The following is a 16830-nucleotide window of genomic DNA, read 5'->3' on the forward strand; positions in this document are numbered from 1 at the left end:
CCCCCCCCCATTTCTTCCATTCAAATTAGGTTGACCCAAACAGTCTATAGTCAGATTGGGACAGACCGGAGCCACGGTGTATCAAGGGCTGCATGGTGGTTTTTCCGGGAGATTTCAGATGTGACAACATGCGGGCTATGAAGTTGTCCCGCTGGAGATGCTTTCATTATCATCTCTTGCTAAAAATACGGCAATGCCGCATAAAGAGTTATGCATTCAGTTATAGAAACCCCGATCTTTACCAAGAGGGCAGATGCTCTTTTGAGCCGTGAAGAACGGGCAGAACTCATTAGGCTGCTTGCTGAGAACCCACGCCAAGGTGACGTTATCCCCGGAACTGGTGGCGTTAGAAAGCTAAGGTTTGCTGGGTCAGGTCGAGGCAAGAGGGGCGGTGTTCGGGTCATCTGGTATGTCGCGAGTGACCGGATTCCTGTTTATGCCCTGTTGATCTACGGCAAGAATGAACAGGATGATCTTACGCCAGATCAGAAGAAAGCCATGGCTTCTATGGCTGAACGCATAAAGAAATCAGATCAAGGAGGAACTTAACATGGCAGAGCAAATGAATATTGCCGATGAACTACTTACCTCCATGGAGCAGGCTGTAGGTATTGCCGAAGGGGCTGTAAAGCCCGGTCGTGTCTGGACGCCTCCTGAAATCAATGTTGCTGATATTCGGAAGCGGACTGGTCTGAGCCAGGTGCGTTTTGCTGCGCGATATGGTTTTAGTGCCGCCGCTGTGCGTGACTGGGAGCAGAAGCGCCGGACGCCAGAAAAGGCCGCCCGCACGTTGCTGATGCTTATCGACAAAGAACCGCAGGCGGTGGAGCGTGTGCTTGTTGGCGCATGATGGCCCTTGCAAACGCATCTTCACAGATACATAGTGCCTGAAATGATGAAAGGGCCGCCCGGCAAGGCGACCCCTTCAAAAACTCGCTGATTGCGCCGGCGAGGTGGACTTGATGCAAAAGGTGAAGAAAGCACCCGTTGCGTCCGAAGCTATATTCTAAGGATAACCGAAGCCGGTTTCAAGCCTTAGATCAGCAGGAGAGAGGAAGCCTCGCCCATATTTTAAGGGCTTTGGTTACATGACCTCTTTCGCTTCTACTCTTTGGACACTCACACAAGGCCGTCAGATCACGGCAAAGACGCACCTTGTGCTTCAAGCGTTGGCGTCATTCGCCGGGCATCGTGGTCTCTTTCCATCGCACGAAAGCATTGCCGCCCGTGCTGGATGCAGCACCAGAACCGTTATACGTGCCTTAGAGACCGCTTACCGTTTAGGGATAGTCGAACGGACGCGGCAACGTCAGAGGGTATCAGGGCGTATCTGTAACGGCGTTAATCGATATCGTCTGATCATCAAGCCATTGGAGCAGGCACGTGCTGCCGCCGCCCATTACACACAACAGCTTAAAGATGCTCTAGCCCGCAGAAAACAGCGGTTTTTTCTAAGTGACAAAATGACAGCGGAATCTCATTCTCAGAGTAATTTATTTAATGCAGAGCCACTTTCAGCCGCCGGAATGTCACATAATGACCTGATACGATGGTGTGAAAGCATAGGATATCGGGGCAGTACCTAGTCTCACCTTCTCCAACACACCAAAAACCAACACCGTATGGCTCAGGAATAGGAAGCATATGGAAACACTCGCGGTAAACTAGGTCCTACGTAGCCCGAAACCAACATCACGCCTGCTATTTGCCTACCGATTCAAGGATATATCTTGGGAATCCTGCACAGTTGCAGTTATAAACAAATGCAGTTGTGCACAATGGAACAAGGGCAAAAATGCACATGAGAACTTTTGCAATCGCTATGCAGAAAGGAGGTGTCGGTAAATCCTGGCTTACCAGATCTCTTTCTGTTGCGGCATCTCTGGAAGGCTTGAATGTCCTGGTGATTGATATGGACAGCCAGCAATCAACCGTTGCCTGGTCTGAACGTCGAGAAGCAGACACGCCATTAGTTCAGTTCTCAACAGAGCGCGAACTGCCTGCAATTCTGAAACGTGCAGAGGATGCAGGATGTGATGTTGTATTTATCGACACACCACCAGCCAGAAGCACAGAGACGCCAGCCGCCGTTGATTCCGCCGATATGGTATTGATACCCTGCACACCAGACATAGAGGCATATGAGCAGGTTGCTCGCACGGAACGCTTGGCACGACTGGCAGGGAAACCAGCTCTTGCCGTTCTGACCATGACGCAGCCATCTGGAAAAACTGAACAGGACATAGGGCGAGAGATTTTCGCAAATCTGAACCTGGACATGGCATTGCCGTCTATTGCGCGATTGAAGGCGCATAGAGATGCCGCCCGCGAAGGGAAAACAGCCACAGAGACGGAGCCTAGAGGAAGAGCAGCCCAGGAAATTGCTGCACTCTGGATGCGCATAAAAGAACATGCGAACATTAGCACAAGTGCAATTGTGCACAAAAGCAAGCGTGCAAAGGTGCAAAAATGAGCAAAAAACCAACAGCCAGTTCATTTCTGGACGCGATGAAACGTCAGCAGGAACCAGAGCAGATTGATGAACCGGCAACCAAGGCAGTTAAATCCGTGAAGAATACCAGGGCCGGACTAAAACACATTGGCGGTTATCTGGAGGCTGACACGGTGGAAAAGGTCGCAATTCTTCGCGCGCGTTTGAAGCTGGACAATTCCCAGCTTATCAAACGGGCGATTGAGGAATTATTTGAACGTGAGAATGCTGCCCGCAAGTTTGGGGATCGGTAGGTGTCAACATTGCATACTTTTCTGGACAGATGACCGGGTGGCAGAGAACCGGGATTTTTGAGTGTCAGGAAAACACGGAAAACTCCTTTATTGACGTATTGTCAGTATATTCTTTAGAGGTTTTCTTACACATAAGGGAGCGTTCATCATGGTCGGTCAGATCATCGCCTATGTTCGGGTATCAAGTGTTGACCAGAACACCGACCGGCAAAGGTTTGATGGGGTGAAGGTGGATAAGATCTTCACGGACAAATGCTCCGGCGGCACGCGGAACAGACCAGCCCTCACCGAGATGCTTCGTTATGTAAGGGAAGGGGACACCATACTCTGCCACAGCATCGACCGGCTCGCGCGTGATCTTCAAGACCTATTGCATCTTGTGGAGACACTCACAGCCCGTGGCGTAGGTGTTCGGTTTATCAAAGAAGCCCTGACGTTCGAGGGGAACGCTTCGCCCATGCAGACGATGATCCTGCAAGTGATGGGGTCTTTCGCTCAATTCGAGCGGTCTTTAATCAAGGAACGCCAGCGCGAAGGGCAACAGGCTGCCAGAGCCAGGGGAAAGCTACCCGGACGCAGGAAATCCCTGTCACCGGAACAGATCACGGAACTAAAGGCCCGCGTTTCTGCCCGTGAGCCCAAAGCCCGGATTGCTCGTGACTTGGGAATAAGTCGGGAAACGCTTTATGCGTATCTCAAGGCTGCCTGAGCCTCAGGCCACCATTGCCTGCCATACCGCCGGGTTCATGCCACAAGACATGCAGAACGTCCGTAAAGCATATCTGGAAGCCACGATCTGTTAAAAATTGCATGTTCGGGGGAGATAGGCTTGATCTCAGAGTGTTTCTTGTTGTGGTTGAATACATAATTGCGCTACAAAATCAGCATACAATTTGTATGGAGGAAGCTATGGCATCTCCGCTTTCAATCCGGCTAGATGAACGTCTACGTCTCAATCTTGAACAGGAAGCAGCAGCGAGCGGTATTCCTTTGAGTCAGCTTGTCCGTGATCTCCTGGAAACAGGAGCAAAGCGCGCGCGCCGCGATCGTATTCGCAGAGACAGTGCCCGGGTTGCCCGCTACGTTGCGGCAACACCTTCTGCCCAGGAACTTTTTGAAGAGACCGGTGGAACCCATGGTGCGTGATCGGTCGGTTGTCGCTAGCGGGAGAGTTTTTGCTCCTGGCGAGATTGTTCTTGCAGATTGGCGGGGTGATGCCTTGCCAAAAGAGCCGAACAAACTCCGACCTGCTGTTGTTGTTGAAGATGAATTATTTCCGCCTGAATGGCCGAACGTCATGCTTGTTCCCCTAACAGACGACGAGAACCTCGTTATTCCCGATCTGGCGGTGCGGATTGATCCGAGCGCTGATAACGGCTGTTCCAAGTCATGTTGGGCAATTAGCGCTTTGCTGACAACCACATCCAAGCATCGTCTCCGCATAACCGGAAGCAAGGTACGTCCTGACCAATTATTCGCAATCAGACGTCAGATTGCTTTGTTGGTTGGAGCTGATGGTTAAATCGACGTAGCTGTCTTTCCTCTTACCTGACATGCTCACCGGCCTGAAGGCCGGTGAGCATGTCAGAGGTCAACGGTCCCGCAAATTTGTCTTCCTCCAAATTGGCAGGCCGATTTGCTCCACGTCTGCTTGAGCCATTTTTCGCTCTTGAGGCGGACAGAATGAACGCATCATCAAAAGCGTCTCCAACACCATGCCAACCAGTTCTTCGGGGATGCCACCGGGTTCCTGTGAGCCGGTCTCTCCTGCCGCAGCGGGCTTGCCAGAAACCTTCCGCTCCAGGTCAGCCAGAATGTCAGACACCAGCCTCATATCCTGACCAAGTTCGACCAGCTTATCGTCCATGTTGACTAGCTTGAGGTCACTTTTGGACTGTCTCAAAACGGTGTCCCGAATGTATTTCGCCACGTTTCCATCTGGTGCAACTTCTTGTAGCCGTTCCAGTTCATCATCGCTCAACCTGACGGTAACATTCCTATTGCGCGCCATAAAAAACACCTAACGAAGTTCAAAACGAAGTTCACAAAACAGCATGTTTCTGCGGATTTTCAACATAAATGAAGTTCACTTGAAGTTCAAAAAAAACGAATAAAAACAAAAAACCTTTTGTTTTCAATGAGTTATGCAGTTCGGAGAACTGCGTCATGTGTATAGCCAGATTAAGGAGCAAAAACCGTCAGAACAGGGCAGAAAAAAGACCTTTCCCACACCCATTTATGCAGAAAACAGCGTCCTCTTTCAGCGAGCGCGAGCGAGCATCCTTAAAAACAGACAAAATATACAAAAAGTAGTCAGAAAGTATTCAAAAAGTAGACAAAAAGTAGACAAAATGGAGAAGAAAAAACACCCAAAAAATCGAATGAGATATGCAAAAAATATGCAAAAAGTAGACAAAAAACCCAGAGGAAATCCTGAGTAGTCAAGAAATATACAAAAAGTAGTCAAAAAGTAGGCAAATTGGCTAGATAGCCTCAATAGGTCTTTCTGCTGAAAAGAGGGCTTCATGATGGAGAAAAGGAAATTGGAAGAATCCCGAAAATATGACGGCGTTACTATTTCTGGACTCGTAAGAAAGCATCTCTCTGAAATAGAACAGCGCATGGTCGAAGGCGAAAGCCGAGACCGTGTTTTAGCGTGGCTAAGAGATAAGACAGGGCGAGGGATAGAAAGAACAGCTTTCTTGTCAGCGTTTTACAGGGCCAGAAAATGGGCCGAGAAAAACAAGATCAAAGCTGCCTATCTCGCCGCGTTATCGGCTCAGCCAGTCCAGTCTGTAGCACCTGAACCAGAGATCCTGGCAGCGTGGGAAAGATAAACAAATCCCGCCATAAGGCGGGATCTGCTTCGACCCTTTCTCTGCTCTCTAAGAAAGGTAACCTGCCTTATCTTACGGCAGAGGGGCTGACAGGAGAAGGGGACGGATCTGTCTGCGTGTCAGATTTGACACCCCGCAGGAATTCGTCCGGGGTTGTTTCAAGGCATCTGGCCAGTTCGAACAGGGTGATGACCGTCGGATTGCGGTGCCCTTTTTCCAGCCCGCTGAGATATTGCTGACTGAAGCCTGAGCGGTCAGAGTCTTCCTGGGCCTGAAGGGGCTGGGTGGATCCAGAAGAGCTGCGGGCGCTACGTGTTAACAAAACTGATTTTCGTTAACACGTTCTTCTGACATGTCAGCGAAAACGCAGATTGCGATCACGTTGGGATAGTGGGGTGATGCCTGTCTGGTGGGTATGAAATAGACACGGCGAAAAGGCGCGCTCGCCAAATACACCAATAGCGATGGTGCGAAAATAAACCGTTGACAGGGGGAGTATCCCTGCTCATGATACATTCATGACCAACGCTATTCATGTTCAGAAAGTATCGGTTTCTGCACTCTGCACCGTTTCGACAGGATGGTCGTTCAGGGGGCGGATTGATCCGGTAGAAGGGGCTGGGACAGTCGTCGTGCAGATGCGCGATATCTCGCTTTCTGGTGTTGATTGGGCGTCATGCGTACGGACCGAGGTGTCTGGCCGTCGTGAACCCGACTGGCTGCGTCCGGGCGATATTCTCTTTCCTGCCCGCGGGAATGTGTCACTGGCAGTTCTGATTGATGAACGCATCGGTAGCCTTCAAGCGGTTGCAGCGCCCCATTTCTTTGTGCTGCGCATGACGCGGTCTGACGTGTTGCCAGCCTGGTTGGTCTGGTGGCTCAATCAGGAACCATCGCAGCGGCATCTGGAACAGAACAGCCAGAGTTCCACCCTGGTGCGCAACATTTCCCGTCCAGCGCTGGAAAGTGTGTTGGTGGTGCTGCCCCCTCTGTCTCGACAGGAACAGATTGTGGGTCTGGCCAGCACCATGCAGCGCGAGGAAGAGTTGCTTCACCGTCTGCGCCAGACCAACCAGAAAATCATGACCGGGCTTGCCAGAGATCTTCTGGCGAGCTGATGCTTTTTCTTACGTTTTGAAACAGGATTTGAGTTCGTGACCGAGCAGATTTCACAGGACACAATTAACAAGGCGCTGTGGAGCGCCTGCGATACCTTTCGTGGCACTGTCAGCCCCGACACATACCGCGATTACGTGCTGACCATGCTGTTCCTGAAATACATCTCCGATGTGTGGCAGGATCATTATGACGGCTACAAGAAAGACTATGGCGACAATCCCGCCCTCATCGAAGCCATGATGGCACAGGAACGCTTTGTTCTGCCGAAAGGCTCAGACTTCTATACGCTTTATAAAGAGCGCAACGCTCCCGGAAATGGTGAGCGGATCGACAAGGCTCTGCACGCCATTGAAGAAGCCAACGGCACCAAACTGAAGGATGCGGGCAAGAGCGTCTTTCAGGACATCAGCTTCAATTCTGACAAGCTGGGCGATGAGAAGCAGAAGAACACCATTCTGCGGCATCTTCTGGAAGATTTTCACAAGCCGGACCTGAACCTGCGCCCCTCGCGCGTGGGCAATCTGGACGTGATCGGCAATGGCTATGAATTCCTGATCAAGAACTTTGCTGCCAGCGGTGGCCAGAAGGCGGGCGAGTTCTATACGCCGCCGGAAGTGAGTGAACTGCTGGCCCGTCTGCTGGACCCGCAACCGGGTGAGAGTATTTGTGACCCGGCCTGTGGTTCGGCCTCCCTGCTCATGAAGTGCGGCAAGCAGGTGACGCAGAACCATAACGGCAGCAAGGATTACGCCCTGTATGGGCAGGAAGCCATTGGCTCGACCTGGTCCTTCGCCAAGATGAACATGTTTCTGCATGGCGAGGACAACCATCGCATTGAATGGGGTGACACCATCCGCAACCCCAAGCTGCTGGATGATAAAAACCATCTGATGCGCTTTGACGTGGTGACGGCCAACCCGCCCTTCAGCCTCGATAAATGGGGGCACGAAGACGCAGCGGAAGACGTGCATCATCGCTTTGCCCGGGGTGTGCCGCCCAAGACCAAGGGCGATTACGCCTTTATCCTGCACATGATCAGCACCCTGAAAGACCGCACGGGTCGCATGGGCGTGGTCGTGCCGCATGGCGTGCTGTTCCGGGGCAGTTCGGAAGGCAGGATCCGTCAGAAGCTGATTGAGGAAAACCTGCTGGATGCGGTGATCGGCCTGCCGGAAAAGCTATTCTTTGGCACGGGGATTCCGGCGGCCATCCTGATCTTCCGCAAGGACCGCAAGACGAAGGACGTACTGTTCATTGACGCCAGCCGCGAGTTCAAGGCAGGCAAGAACCAGAATGTGCTGACCGAAGAAAACATCACGAAGATTGTGGACACCTACCGCGCCCGCAAGGATGTGGACAAATACGCCCACCTCGCCACGCCGGACGAGATCAAAGAGAACGACTACAACCTGAACATTCCGCGTTATGTTGATACGTTTGAGGAAGAAGAGGAAATCGACCTGAACGCCGTGCGCAAGGAACGGGCGGAAATCAAGGCGGAACTGGCAAATCTGGAAGCCAAGATGGACGCTTACCTGAAGGAGCTGGGTTATGCTTCCTGAGGGGTGGGAACGTAAAACAGTTGCCGACATTTGCATTTTGCAAAATGGGAATGGGTTCAAACCACATCAATGGGATACTAAAGGCTTACCAATTATCCGTATTCAAAATTTAAACGGTAGTTCCAACTTCAATTATTTTTCTGGGAATCCACTAGAAAAATGGCTGGTAAACCCAGGACAAATTCTTTTTGCATGGGCTGGAAGCAAAGGGGTCTCATTTGGACCTTTTATATGGAACGGCCCGCAAGGTGTCCTCAATCAACATATATTTAAAGTATTTTCAAAAGATAAAATTGATAACAACTGGCTTTATCTAATATTGAGATCGATCACCGACAAAATTGAAGGACAAGCACATGGGTTTAAAGCCACGCTAGTCCATGTCAAAAAACAGGATATTGATAATCAGATCGTAAACATCCCTCCTCTTCCCGAACAAAAGAAGATCGCGGCGATCCTCTCGACGTGGGATCGTGCGATTGAGGGGACTGAGAAGCTTCTGGCCAACAGCCAGCAGCAGAAAAAAGCCCTCATGCAGCAACTCCTCACAGGCAAAAAACGCCTGCCGGGGTTCACAGGGGAGTGGAAACATACATCATTGAAATCTTGCTGTGCATGTTTGGATAATAAGCGCGTCCCCCTTAATTCTGACGAACGACAGGAAATGTCAGGTGATATTCCTTACTGGGGGGCAAATGCTGTTGTCGACCACATAAATAAATACATTTTCAATGAAACAATTGTATTAATTGCAGAAGATGGGGGATATTTTTCAGAATATCGCGACAGACCTATCGCTCAAATTTCCTATGGAAAAAGCTGGGTAAATAATCATGCACATATTCTGACAGCAAAAAGTGAGATTTGTATTGATGAATGGGTATATTATTGCTTGGTTCACAAAGACATTACTGCCTTTGTGAATGGCGGAACACGCGCCAAGCTAAATAAAGAACATATGCTTCAGATAAAAATTCCGCTGCCAGACATTAAGGAACAACGAGAACTGGTTTCTGTCCTGAGCACAGCGGACGAAGAAATCACCGCGCTTGAATCCGACCTCTTGCGGCTACGTCAGGAAAAGAAAGCCCTGATGCAGCAGCTTCTCACGGGCAAACGTCGCGTGACGGTCGATTAAGATATTTCAGCACACAGGATAGTTGAACACCATGGCTCCCGCCCCGAAATTTCAGGAAGAATACAGCGCCAAACTGCCCGCCCTGGCCCTGCTCAGCACGCTCGGCTGGCGGTTTCTGCCCCCATCCGAGGCGCTGGCGTTGCGGGGCGGCAAACAGGACGCCGTGGTGCTGGCCTCACTCCTGCGGGCGGAGCTGAAAAAACGCCGCTTCACATTTGAAGGCCAGGACCACGCCCTGTCCGATCAGGCCATTGATGCGCTGGTCTCCCACGTCACGCATCCGGACTTTGTCTCCGGCCTGCGCGATGCCAATGACAAGATGACCACGCATCTGCTGTTCGGCATTGCCGTCACCGAGTTCATCAACGGGCGCAAGGCCACCCCGACCATCGCCCTGATCGACTGGCAGAACCCGGCCAATAACAGTTTCACCTTCACCGAGGAATTCAGCGTCCTGCGCACGGATCTGACACAGACCCGCAGGCCGGACATCGTCTGCTTCGTCAACGGCATCCCCCTGGCGGTGATCGAGGCCAAGCGCCCCGATGGCCAGCCGGGCAAAGGCCCGACGGTGGAGGCCGGGATTTCCCAGAGCATCCGCAACCAGAACAAAGACGAAATCCCCCGGCTTTTTGCCTACAGCCAGCTTCTGCTGTCCATCAACGGGCATGACGGGCGCTATGGCACCTGCGGTACACCCAAGAAGTTCTGGGCAAGCTGGAAGGAAGAAGACATTCCCGAAAGCCGGATGGAGGCGCTCAAGAACACGCCACTCTCACCGGCCCAGAAAGACGCGCTGTTTGCCACACGCGAGCCTGCTGACCGGGCCTGGTTCGAGGACTGGGCCTCCCGCCCGCTTGTCGTCACGGATCAGGACCGGCTGCTGATCGGCCTGCTCTCCCCTGAGCGTCTGCTGGAGATGGCGCGGTTCTTCACGCTGGTCGACCGCAAGGCGGGCAAGATCGTGGCCCGCTATCAGCAGGTCTTTGGCATCAAGCGTCTGCTGGAGCGTATCAAGACCCGCCGCAGTGACGGCGGGCGTGAGGGCGGTGTGGTCTGGCACACCACGGGGTCCGGCAAGTCCTTTACCATGGTGTTCCTCAGCCGCGCCCTCATTCTGGATGAGGATCTCAAACAGTGCCGCATTCTGGTGGTGACAGACCGCAAGGATCTGGAACGCCAGCTGAGCACCACCTTCTCCACCGGCGGCGAACTGGCGGACAAAAAGGACAGGGAAGAGGCCCTCGCTACCTCAGGCCGCCGTCTGGCGCAGCAGATCGGGCATGGGCAGGAACGGATCATCTTCTCGCTGATCAACAAGTTCCACACCGCCACCGGCTATCCCGAATGCCATAATGACAGTGCGGACATCATCGTGCTGGTGGATGAAGGGCATCGCAGTCAGGGCGGTGAGAACCATGCCCGCATGAAGCATGCCCTGCCCAACGCCGCCTTCATTGCCTTTACCGGCACGCCGCTGCTCAAGGGCAGCGAGACCACGAGCCGCTTTGGCAAGATCATCCACTCCTACACCATGCAGCAGGCTGTCTCGGACGGCACGGTGACACCCCTGCTTTATGAAGAGCGCAAGCCTGATCTGGATGTAAATGATCGCGCCATTGATGCCTGGTTCGAACGCATCACGCAGGGGTTAACGGATGAGCAGGTCACGGACCTCAAGAAGCGCTTTGCCCGCGCCAATCAGGTCTACAAGGCGGATGACCGCATCCGGCTGATTGCCATGGATCTGGCCACGCATTTTGACAGCAACATCGACAGCGGCCTCAAGGGCATGCTGGCCTGTGACAGCAAGCTCTCCGCCATCCGTTACAAGCAGTATCTGGACGAGGTCGGGCTGTTCGAGAGCGCCATTGTCATGAGCCCGCCCGATACGCGCGAGGGCCATACGGAAGTCGATGAGCGCAAACAGCCGGAAATTCAGGACTGGTGGAAGGACAATGTCGGCAGTCAGAGCGAGGACGACTACACGCGCGGCGTCATCGAGCGCTTCGAGAAGGACCCGGACCTCAGGCTGATCATCGTGGTCGATAAGCTGCTGACCGGCTTTGATGAACCAAAGAATGCGGTGCTGTATATCGACAAGCCGCTGAAACAGCACAATCTGCTTCAGGCCATTGCCCGCGTGAACCGGCTGCATGACCAGAAGAAGCATGGACTGTTGATTGATTACCGCGGCATTCTGGCAGAACTGGACACCACACTGGCCCGCTATGACGAACTGGCGGCCGAAAATGTTGGCGGGTATGACCCGAAGGATATTGCCGGGCTGTATAGCCAGATGAGCACGGAATACCGCGAACTCCCTGCCCTGCACAAAGCCCTGTGGGCTATATTTGACGGTGTGAAGAACAGGAGTGACCTCCAGCAGCTTCGCGCCGTGCTCATGCCGCGCATGGTGGAAGAACACGGCCAGATGGTGGACGTGAACCTCAAGCGCCGCGATGATTTCTATGAGGCGCTGACGAAGTTTGCCGCGTGCCTGAAAGTGGCACTGCAATCGGTGGCGTTCTTTGAAGACACCAGCTTTACGGAAAAAGACCGCGCCACCTACAAGGAGACGCTGAAGCAGCTCACCAGCCTGCGTCAGATCGTGCTGCAGGATACCGGTGAAACCGTGGACTTTGACCAGTATGCCGAGCAGGTGAAAAAACTGCTGGACCGGCATGTGGCGGGGGTGAAAGTCCATGACTCCCAGGGGCTCTATGCCGTGGGCAAAATGGGTCAGAAGCCCGAAGACAACCAGCCGGAGACCTGGAGCGAGGAGAAAACCCGCAACGAGACGGATCTGATCCGCACCCGTGTGACGAAAATGATCGACCACGAGATGCAGGATGACCCGTATGCGAAGGAAGCCTTCTCGGCCCTGCTGCGCAAGGTGATTGAAGAGGCCGAGAGCCTGTTCGACCATCCCCTCAAGCAGTTCATGCTGTTCCAGGAGTTTGAGGACCAGGTGGCCAACCGCAAGCTGGACAATATCCCCTCTGTTTTTGACGGGCACCGGCATGCCCAGGCCTATTATGGCGTGTTCCTGAAAACGCTGGCGGCTATCTTTAACCACAAACAGACAGACGCAGAGAACCAGCGCTGGATTGATCTGGCGTTCCAGATTGACACAGTTGTGGACAAGGCCGTGCGGGAGAATTCGCTGAGCCGTGCGGATATGGAAAAAACTGTCCGTCAGCAGCTTCTGGGGCTGCTTCACAATGTTGGAAAGCAGGTGGGGTTCGGGACCGACAAGGCTCTGGATATCGTTGAACAGGTCGTTCAGATCATGCGGGCTGGTCCGGCTGATCCGCTACGTGGCTGAACATGGAAGAAACTCCCACTCGCGTCCTGACCTATGGCGGGGAGCAGATCCGCGTGAACCTGATCCCCCGCACCCGCCCCGGCACAACCCTGCGGATCAAGGTGCATCCGGACCTGCGGGTGGAGGCTTCTGTCCCGGACGGCACGACAGAGGCTGATCTGGACAAGGCGCTCCGGCAGAAAACCCGCTGGATCTGGCAGAAATTGCGGGACTTCCGGGTGGTGCAGGAATATGCCACGCCGCGTACCTATGTCAGTGGGGAAAGCCATTTCTATCTGGGGCGGCGGCATCTGCTGAAGGTGCATCATCAGCCTGATGCGCCAGAGACGGTGCGGATGTTGCGCGGGCGGCTGGAGGTGTCCGTGCAGGATCGCAGCGCCTTGCGGATCAAGAAGCTGCTGGAACTGTGGTATTTTACGCGGGCGCAGGAGGTGTTTCGAAACCGCCTGGATGCCCTCCTTCCCACAACGTTGTGGGTCAGAACATCTCCGGCTCTGAAGCTTCAGGTGATGCAGACCCAGTGGGGCAACTGCTCACCTGGGGGCACCATCACGCTGAACCCACATCTGGTCAAAGCCCCACGGGACTGCATTGATTACGTGCTCCTGCATGAGCTCTGTCATTTGAAGGAGCATAACCACGGACCTGCTTTCTGGGCTCTTATGGAAAGAGTAATGCCAGACTGGGAGCGGAATAAGGCAAGACTGGACGGAATGGCTGAAATGATGCTGCAAAAATAGTGCTATTTGATTGCAGTGAGGGGAGGAGCGGTCTGTCTTCTTTGGAGAAAAATCAGGGTGAACGAGACCTCGTAAACACTTTTGGTTGCGGATGGGACAGACATATCGTATCTACTAAGTAGATACATGGAGACAACCTCATGCATGGAACAGTACGCAAGTGGGGCAATAGCGCCGCCATTCGTCTACCGACGAGCATTCTCGAAGCCGTCCAGCTTCAGATCGACCAGCCTGTCGATGTTCGAGAGGAAGACGGGCGGATTATCATCCAGCCTCTTCGCCGGGAAAGGGTTTCTCTGGAGAGCCTGACAGCAGCAATTACGGATGAAAACCGTCATGGGGAGATGGAGTTTGGGCCCTCGACCGGCGGTGAGGCCTGGTGATGGCCGAGTGGGTGCCGGATTGCGGGGATATCGTGTGGTTGGAGTTTGATCCCCAGGCAGGTCGTGAGCAGGCCGGCCACCGGCCAGCTGTCGTGCTATCCCCTGCCTCCTACAACACAAAGTCAGGATTGATAGTCTGCTGTCCGACGACTACGCGCATCAAAAGCTACCCGTTCGAAGTTCCGCTTCAGGGTCAGCCTGCGAGCGTTGTGCTGTCTGATCAGGTCAGAAGCCTCGACTGGCGAGCGCGCCGAGCAAAAATGAAGGGCAAGGTTACAGGGGGCGAGCTGGAAGCCGTCCGCGAGAAGGTGCGTCTCCTGGTTGGGTAGGGGGGGGGGAAGCAGACAGGCAGCAGTCGCCCTCATTTTGGTCATGCGCGTTTATGAACAGCTTCGCGCATAACGGACATGACCAGCACGATTTCTTGCAGGCCGGACGGGTCGATAGCGAAACTTCCAATTTTGGGATAAATTTCCTAGAATGGACGTGCACTTCCTCACGGACACGTCGTTTGCGCGGAGAGATGGTGTGTCATCAGTTTGTGCTATTTGCGGGCAAGACATAGCGTCCGCCGACGATTCAAAGGAGCATATTCTTCCTCATGCAATCGGGGGTCGCAGAACCGTAAACAATTTCCTGCATGGCAACTGCAATAACCGCGCGGGCCAGACTTGGGACGCAGCATTAGAGAAGCAGTTGCGGCCTCTCGCTCTCCACATCGGTATCAAGCGTCAGAGCGGGAAAAATTTACGCACGGCGGTCACCACCACGGCGCATGAGGACTTTTTGCTGGATGTCGGCGGCCAATTGGAAATAGCGCGGCCGGTGATTAAGCGCACGTCGGTCCTGAATAACGAGCGCATCGATGTAACAACAGGGTCGCTCACTCAGGCTCGCGAGGTTTTAAAGGGGCTGAAGCGCAAATATCCGAAAGTGGATATAGAGGCGACGTTAGCCGGAGCCAAAAGCCAACGGTCCTATGCGAGGGGTGCTATAAACATTGACCTGAACTTCGGTGGCCCATTATCGGGCCGGTCCCTGGTGAAAAGCGCGTTGGCACAGGCACACTATGCCGGTCTTTCAATTGAGCAATGCGGCGATGCAGTGTCGTATCTGCGTGAGACCGACACCGAACCCTGTTTCAGATTCTATTACGTCGATGATTTGGTCGACGGCCGTCCGGCAACCACGCCTCTGCATTGCGTCGCCATCGACGCAAACCCGGCAACAGGTTTGATTCTCGGCTACGTGGAATACTTTGGCATTCACCGCGCCGTGGTCTGCCTCGGCCGTGACTATACCTGCAATCGGTTACAGTCGGTTTATGCCTTAGATCCTCGCACGGGTGAGCAGCTAGAAGTTGCGGTCAGTATCGACTTGGATGCCGAAGAGATTCGGGCGATCTACGACTGCGAACATGTCAAAGCGGAAAAGCGATTGGAGGTTGTTGGTGCAATGCTCGACTCAATCTCGGATGCACAACAAACCGCTGAGGGCGAATATATGGTGCGTGAGAGCCTGAACTTCGCTTGGGCCAACTGTGGAGGCGTCCCGGGTCAGCCGCTGACGACGGAGCACTTGGAGAGGCTAAAAGAGTTATTCGTTAAACGGTCAACACCGTGGTGGAAGCATGTCAAAGGGCTGGACGAAGCGGCTGCACGTCAGTTCGCCATCGCCTATATCGAGAATGTGCTGGCCACGGCGTAATTCAAGCGGCTTGAAACTAGCCGTCAACTCAGAAGATCGAAGCGTGAGCAAAACCGATCCAAAAGCGGCGTTAAGCTGTCATGAACATCGACCGCACGAATGGCCGCTTTTCTAATCTCACGGCCTGATAGCCGACATTCCGTTCAGCAGAAAAGAGCAGACAGGTGGCATACGCCCTCATTGGAGACGTTGATGTATATGGTGCTTTCTCTAAAAGCGGACATCTTGTAATTATATATTCCCAATATGAAGTAGTTTCTAAATGTTAATGGAATATAGTGTTGAAATAATAAGGTAAGGAAAATGATTAAAAAATCAATACCAACGGTAACATTCGACTCAAATACATTAAACTCAGTTTTATATCCAGAATTTTCACAAAGAGAAAATAAAGGTGAAGCTGAAATAGTTCGAAATTCTATAATTTCTGGTCAGTTGCGAGGTTTTTTTTGTGAAACCCTCATAACACTTGAAGGAATCACGAAGCGGGATCGTCCGTCTACAATGGGAAGCGCACATATAAACGTAAAAACCCATCAAACAAATGATAAAAATATTGGCATAAGAATTGGAATTGCATTTACCCGGGCTCCTATAAACATAAAGCATATGAATAGAATTAATGATGCGCTTTCTTTGAAAATCCTTCCGTTGAGTACTGGAAAGGAAATGGGGAATTTCCATTTGGATGATGAAATTTACCCTTTGTATATGCCTGAAGGTGGAATTACGGAATTAGTCCACTGCATGGACAAAGTGCATGAGTTATCTAGAAACTTAGGGTGTAAAGGTGTGGGTAAGGCTGCTGCAATTGAACTCGGCGTAAAACTTACTAAAAAATATGGGAGCGGTGAAGACGAGCTATTTCATAGAGGGTTAGGGCACGCTAAAACCAAGTCTGAAAGAGAAGACGTAGCCAAAGCAGTCGCAGAATGGGCAGATGGTGACAGCATCGCAGCGCACTATGGTTTTGGAATGGATCTATTTTGTAGCGAGGACTTTGGAAAAAGTTCCAAAAAGGCATCGGTGCTTGATGAAGATCACAGGCGCTGGCTAAAATCTGATTTCGATATCGACTTTGTGACGCTCATTGACCTTGCCCGAATGCTAACAGAATAGATTGAAGTGGTTTCATTATATGACCGCTTTCCTAATTGGCGGACGACAAGCAGACCGTCTCTTCTCCCCCCCCCCATTTCTTCCATTCAAATTAGGTTGACCCAAACAGTCTATAGTCAGATTGGGACAGACCGGAGCCACGGTGTATCAAG

At 52.6% G+C, this 16830-nt stretch carries 21 protein-coding genes; 19 read left to right on the forward strand and 2 right to left on the reverse strand.

The window, feature by feature from the left end:
• Positions 1-261: 261 nt before the first annotated feature.
• The 8 genes from FKW19_RS09280 (at position 262) to FKW19_RS09315 (ending at position 4267) form a co-directional block, all read left to right on the forward strand.
• On the forward strand, positions 262-549 hold the full coding sequence (locus FKW19_RS09280; RefSeq protein ID WP_238331412.1) for a type II toxin-antitoxin system RelE/ParE family toxin: 288 nt from the start codon (positions 262-264) through the stop codon (positions 547-549).
• 1 nt (position 550) lies between these two features.
• Positions 551-850: a DNA-binding transcriptional regulator gene (locus tag FKW19_RS09285; RefSeq protein WP_116100461.1), complete on the forward strand. Its 300-nt coding sequence runs from the start codon at positions 551-553 to the stop codon at positions 848-850.
• 238 nt (positions 851-1088) lie between these two features.
• Positions 1089-1586 (forward strand): helix-turn-helix domain-containing protein, encoded by a 498-nt coding sequence (locus FKW19_RS09290; RefSeq protein ID WP_150150515.1) that lies wholly within the window; start codon positions 1089-1091, stop codon positions 1584-1586.
• 215 nt (positions 1587-1801) lie between these two features.
• Positions 1802-2473, forward strand: coding sequence for a ParA family protein (locus FKW19_RS09295; protein WP_116100463.1), 672 nt, complete (start codon positions 1802-1804; stop codon positions 2471-2473).
• Positions 2470-2745 (forward strand): hypothetical protein, encoded by a 276-nt coding sequence (locus tag FKW19_RS09300; RefSeq protein WP_116100464.1) that lies wholly within the window; start codon positions 2470-2472, stop codon positions 2743-2745. The genes FKW19_RS09295 and FKW19_RS09300 overlap by 4 nt, the downstream gene beginning before the upstream one ends.
• 148 nt (positions 2746-2893) lie before the next feature.
• On the forward strand, positions 2894-3454 hold the full coding sequence (locus FKW19_RS09305) for a recombinase family protein (protein WP_150150514.1): 561 nt from the start codon (positions 2894-2896) through the stop codon (positions 3452-3454).
• A 200-nt stretch (positions 3455-3654) separates the two neighbouring features.
• Positions 3655-3891, forward strand: coding sequence for a BrnA antitoxin family protein (locus FKW19_RS09310; protein ID WP_228142526.1), 237 nt, complete (start codon positions 3655-3657; stop codon positions 3889-3891).
• Positions 3884-4267, forward strand: a complete 384-nt coding sequence (locus tag FKW19_RS09315; RefSeq protein WP_202878119.1) for a type II toxin-antitoxin system PemK/MazF family toxin — start codon at positions 3884-3886, stop codon at positions 4265-4267. Before FKW19_RS09310 ends, FKW19_RS09315 begins: the two co-directional genes overlap by 8 nt.
• 69 nt (positions 4268-4336) lie before the next feature.
• On the opposite strand, the gene FKW19_RS09320 is transcribed toward FKW19_RS09315, so the two are convergent.
• Complete coding sequence (locus tag FKW19_RS09320) at positions 4337-4756, reverse strand: hypothetical protein (RefSeq protein WP_150150513.1); 420 nt, start codon at positions 4754-4756, stop codon at positions 4337-4339.
• Between the two features lie 133 nt (positions 4757-4889).
• Here FKW19_RS09320 and FKW19_RS09325 point away from each other — a divergent pair, with 133 nt between their 5' ends.
• Both FKW19_RS09325 and FKW19_RS09330 read left to right on the forward strand, forming a co-directional pair.
• The gene (locus tag FKW19_RS09325; RefSeq protein WP_150150643.1) at positions 4890-5186 is read left to right on the forward strand and encodes a hypothetical protein; all 297 of its coding nucleotides are present in this window, start codon (positions 4890-4892) and stop codon (positions 5184-5186) included.
• A gap of 84 nt (positions 5187-5270) precedes the next feature.
• The gene (locus FKW19_RS09330) at positions 5271-5582 is read left to right on the forward strand and encodes a hypothetical protein (protein WP_238331241.1); all 312 of its coding nucleotides are present in this window, start codon (positions 5271-5273) and stop codon (positions 5580-5582) included.
• A 67-nt stretch (positions 5583-5649) separates the two neighbouring features.
• On the opposite strand, the gene FKW19_RS15955 is transcribed toward FKW19_RS09330, so the two are convergent.
• Positions 5650-5904 carry a helix-turn-helix domain-containing protein gene (locus FKW19_RS15955; RefSeq protein WP_116100469.1) on the reverse strand — a complete coding sequence of 85 codons (255 nt, stop codon included), beginning with the start codon at positions 5902-5904 and terminating at the stop codon, positions 5650-5652.
• Between the two features lie 196 nt (positions 5905-6100).
• Between FKW19_RS15955 and FKW19_RS09340 the strand changes: the two genes are divergently transcribed.
• The 9 genes from FKW19_RS09340 (at position 6101) to FKW19_RS15710 (ending at position 16678) form a co-directional block, all read left to right on the forward strand.
• On the forward strand, positions 6101-6700 hold the full coding sequence (locus FKW19_RS09340) for a restriction endonuclease subunit S (RefSeq protein WP_116100470.1): 600 nt from the start codon (positions 6101-6103) through the stop codon (positions 6698-6700).
• 36 nt (positions 6701-6736) lie between these two features.
• A complete protein-coding gene (locus FKW19_RS09345; protein WP_116100471.1) occupies positions 6737-8263 on the forward strand; it encodes a type I restriction-modification system subunit M in 1527 nt (508 codons plus the stop codon).
• Complete coding sequence (locus FKW19_RS09350) at positions 8253-9401, forward strand: restriction endonuclease subunit S (RefSeq protein ID WP_150150516.1); 1149 nt, start codon at positions 8253-8255, stop codon at positions 9399-9401. The genes FKW19_RS09345 and FKW19_RS09350 overlap by 11 nt, the downstream gene beginning before the upstream one ends.
• Before the next feature lie 31 nt (positions 9402-9432).
• On the forward strand, positions 9433-12729 hold the full coding sequence (locus tag FKW19_RS09355; protein ID WP_116100473.1) for a type I restriction endonuclease subunit R: 3297 nt from the start codon (positions 9433-9435) through the stop codon (positions 12727-12729).
• A 2-nt stretch (positions 12730-12731) separates the two neighbouring features.
• Positions 12732-13469 carry a M48 family metallopeptidase gene (locus tag FKW19_RS09360; protein ID WP_116100474.1) on the forward strand — a complete coding sequence of 246 codons (738 nt, stop codon included), beginning with the start codon at positions 12732-12734 and terminating at the stop codon, positions 13467-13469.
• A 140-nt stretch (positions 13470-13609) separates the two neighbouring features.
• The gene (locus tag FKW19_RS09365) at positions 13610-13852 is read left to right on the forward strand and encodes an AbrB/MazE/SpoVT family DNA-binding domain-containing protein (protein ID WP_116100475.1); all 243 of its coding nucleotides are present in this window, start codon (positions 13610-13612) and stop codon (positions 13850-13852) included.
• The gene (mazF, locus tag FKW19_RS09370; RefSeq protein ID WP_116100476.1) at positions 13852-14181 is read left to right on the forward strand and encodes an endoribonuclease MazF; all 330 of its coding nucleotides are present in this window, start codon (positions 13852-13854) and stop codon (positions 14179-14181) included. Before FKW19_RS09365 ends, mazF begins: the two co-directional genes overlap by 1 nt.
• Positions 14182-14380: 199 nt before the next feature.
• Entirely contained in the window at positions 14381-15559 is a 1179-nt protein-coding gene (locus tag FKW19_RS09375) for an HNH endonuclease (RefSeq protein WP_116100477.1), read from the forward strand.
• 303 nt (positions 15560-15862) lie between these two features.
• Positions 15863-16678, forward strand: a complete 816-nt coding sequence (locus FKW19_RS15710; RefSeq protein WP_238331240.1) for a hypothetical protein — start codon at positions 15863-15865, stop codon at positions 16676-16678.
• Positions 16679-16830 lie beyond the last annotated feature (152 nt).

This window comes from Acetobacter sp. DmW_125128, assembly GCF_008704325.1.
Taxonomy (GTDB): Bacteria; Pseudomonadota; Alphaproteobacteria; order Acetobacterales; family Acetobacteraceae; genus Acetobacter; species Acetobacter oryzifermentans.

Excerpts from the sequence above, each read along its gene's own strand:
- FKW19_RS09290 (WP_150150515.1), top strand. The coding sequence starts at position 1,089 with ATGACCTCTTTCGCTTCTACTCTTTGGACACTCACACAAGGCCGTCAG.
- FKW19_RS09300 (WP_116100464.1), top strand. The coding sequence starts at position 2,470 with ATGAGCAAAAAACCAACAGCCAGTTCATTTCTGGACGCGATGAAACGT.
- FKW19_RS09325 (WP_150150643.1), top strand. The coding sequence starts at position 4,890 with ATGCAGTTCGGAGAACTGCGTCATGTGTATAGCCAGATTAAGGAGCAA.
- FKW19_RS09360 (WP_116100474.1), top strand. The coding sequence starts at position 12,732 with ATGGAAGAAACTCCCACTCGCGTCCTGACCTATGGCGGGGAGCAGATC.
- FKW19_RS15710 (WP_238331240.1), top strand. The coding sequence starts at position 15,863 with ATGATTAAAAAATCAATACCAACGGTAACATTCGACTCAAATACATTA.
- FKW19_RS09350 (WP_150150516.1), top strand. The coding sequence starts at position 8,253 with ATGCTTCCTGAGGGGTGGGAACGTAAAACAGTTGCCGACATTTGCATT.
- FKW19_RS09340 (WP_116100470.1), top strand. The coding sequence starts at position 6,101 with ATGACCAACGCTATTCATGTTCAGAAAGTATCGGTTTCTGCACTCTGC.
- FKW19_RS09355 (WP_116100473.1), top strand. The coding sequence starts at position 9,433 with ATGGCTCCCGCCCCGAAATTTCAGGAAGAATACAGCGCCAAACTGCCC.
- FKW19_RS09295 (WP_116100463.1), top strand. The coding sequence starts at position 1,802 with ATGAGAACTTTTGCAATCGCTATGCAGAAAGGAGGTGTCGGTAAATCC.
- FKW19_RS09310 (WP_228142526.1), top strand. The coding sequence starts at position 3,655 with ATGGCATCTCCGCTTTCAATCCGGCTAGATGAACGTCTACGTCTCAAT.
- FKW19_RS09285 (WP_116100461.1), top strand. The coding sequence starts at position 551 with ATGGCAGAGCAAATGAATATTGCCGATGAACTACTTACCTCCATGGAG.
- FKW19_RS09365 (WP_116100475.1), top strand. The coding sequence starts at position 13,610 with ATGCATGGAACAGTACGCAAGTGGGGCAATAGCGCCGCCATTCGTCTA.
- FKW19_RS09330 (WP_238331241.1), top strand. The coding sequence starts at position 5,271 with ATGATGGAGAAAAGGAAATTGGAAGAATCCCGAAAATATGACGGCGTT.
- FKW19_RS09305 (WP_150150514.1), top strand. The coding sequence starts at position 2,894 with ATGGTCGGTCAGATCATCGCCTATGTTCGGGTATCAAGTGTTGACCAG.
- mazF (WP_116100476.1), top strand. The coding sequence starts at position 13,852 with ATGGCCGAGTGGGTGCCGGATTGCGGGGATATCGTGTGGTTGGAGTTT.
- FKW19_RS09320 (WP_150150513.1), bottom strand. The coding sequence starts at position 4,756 with ATGGCGCGCAATAGGAATGTTACCGTCAGGTTGAGCGATGATGAACTG.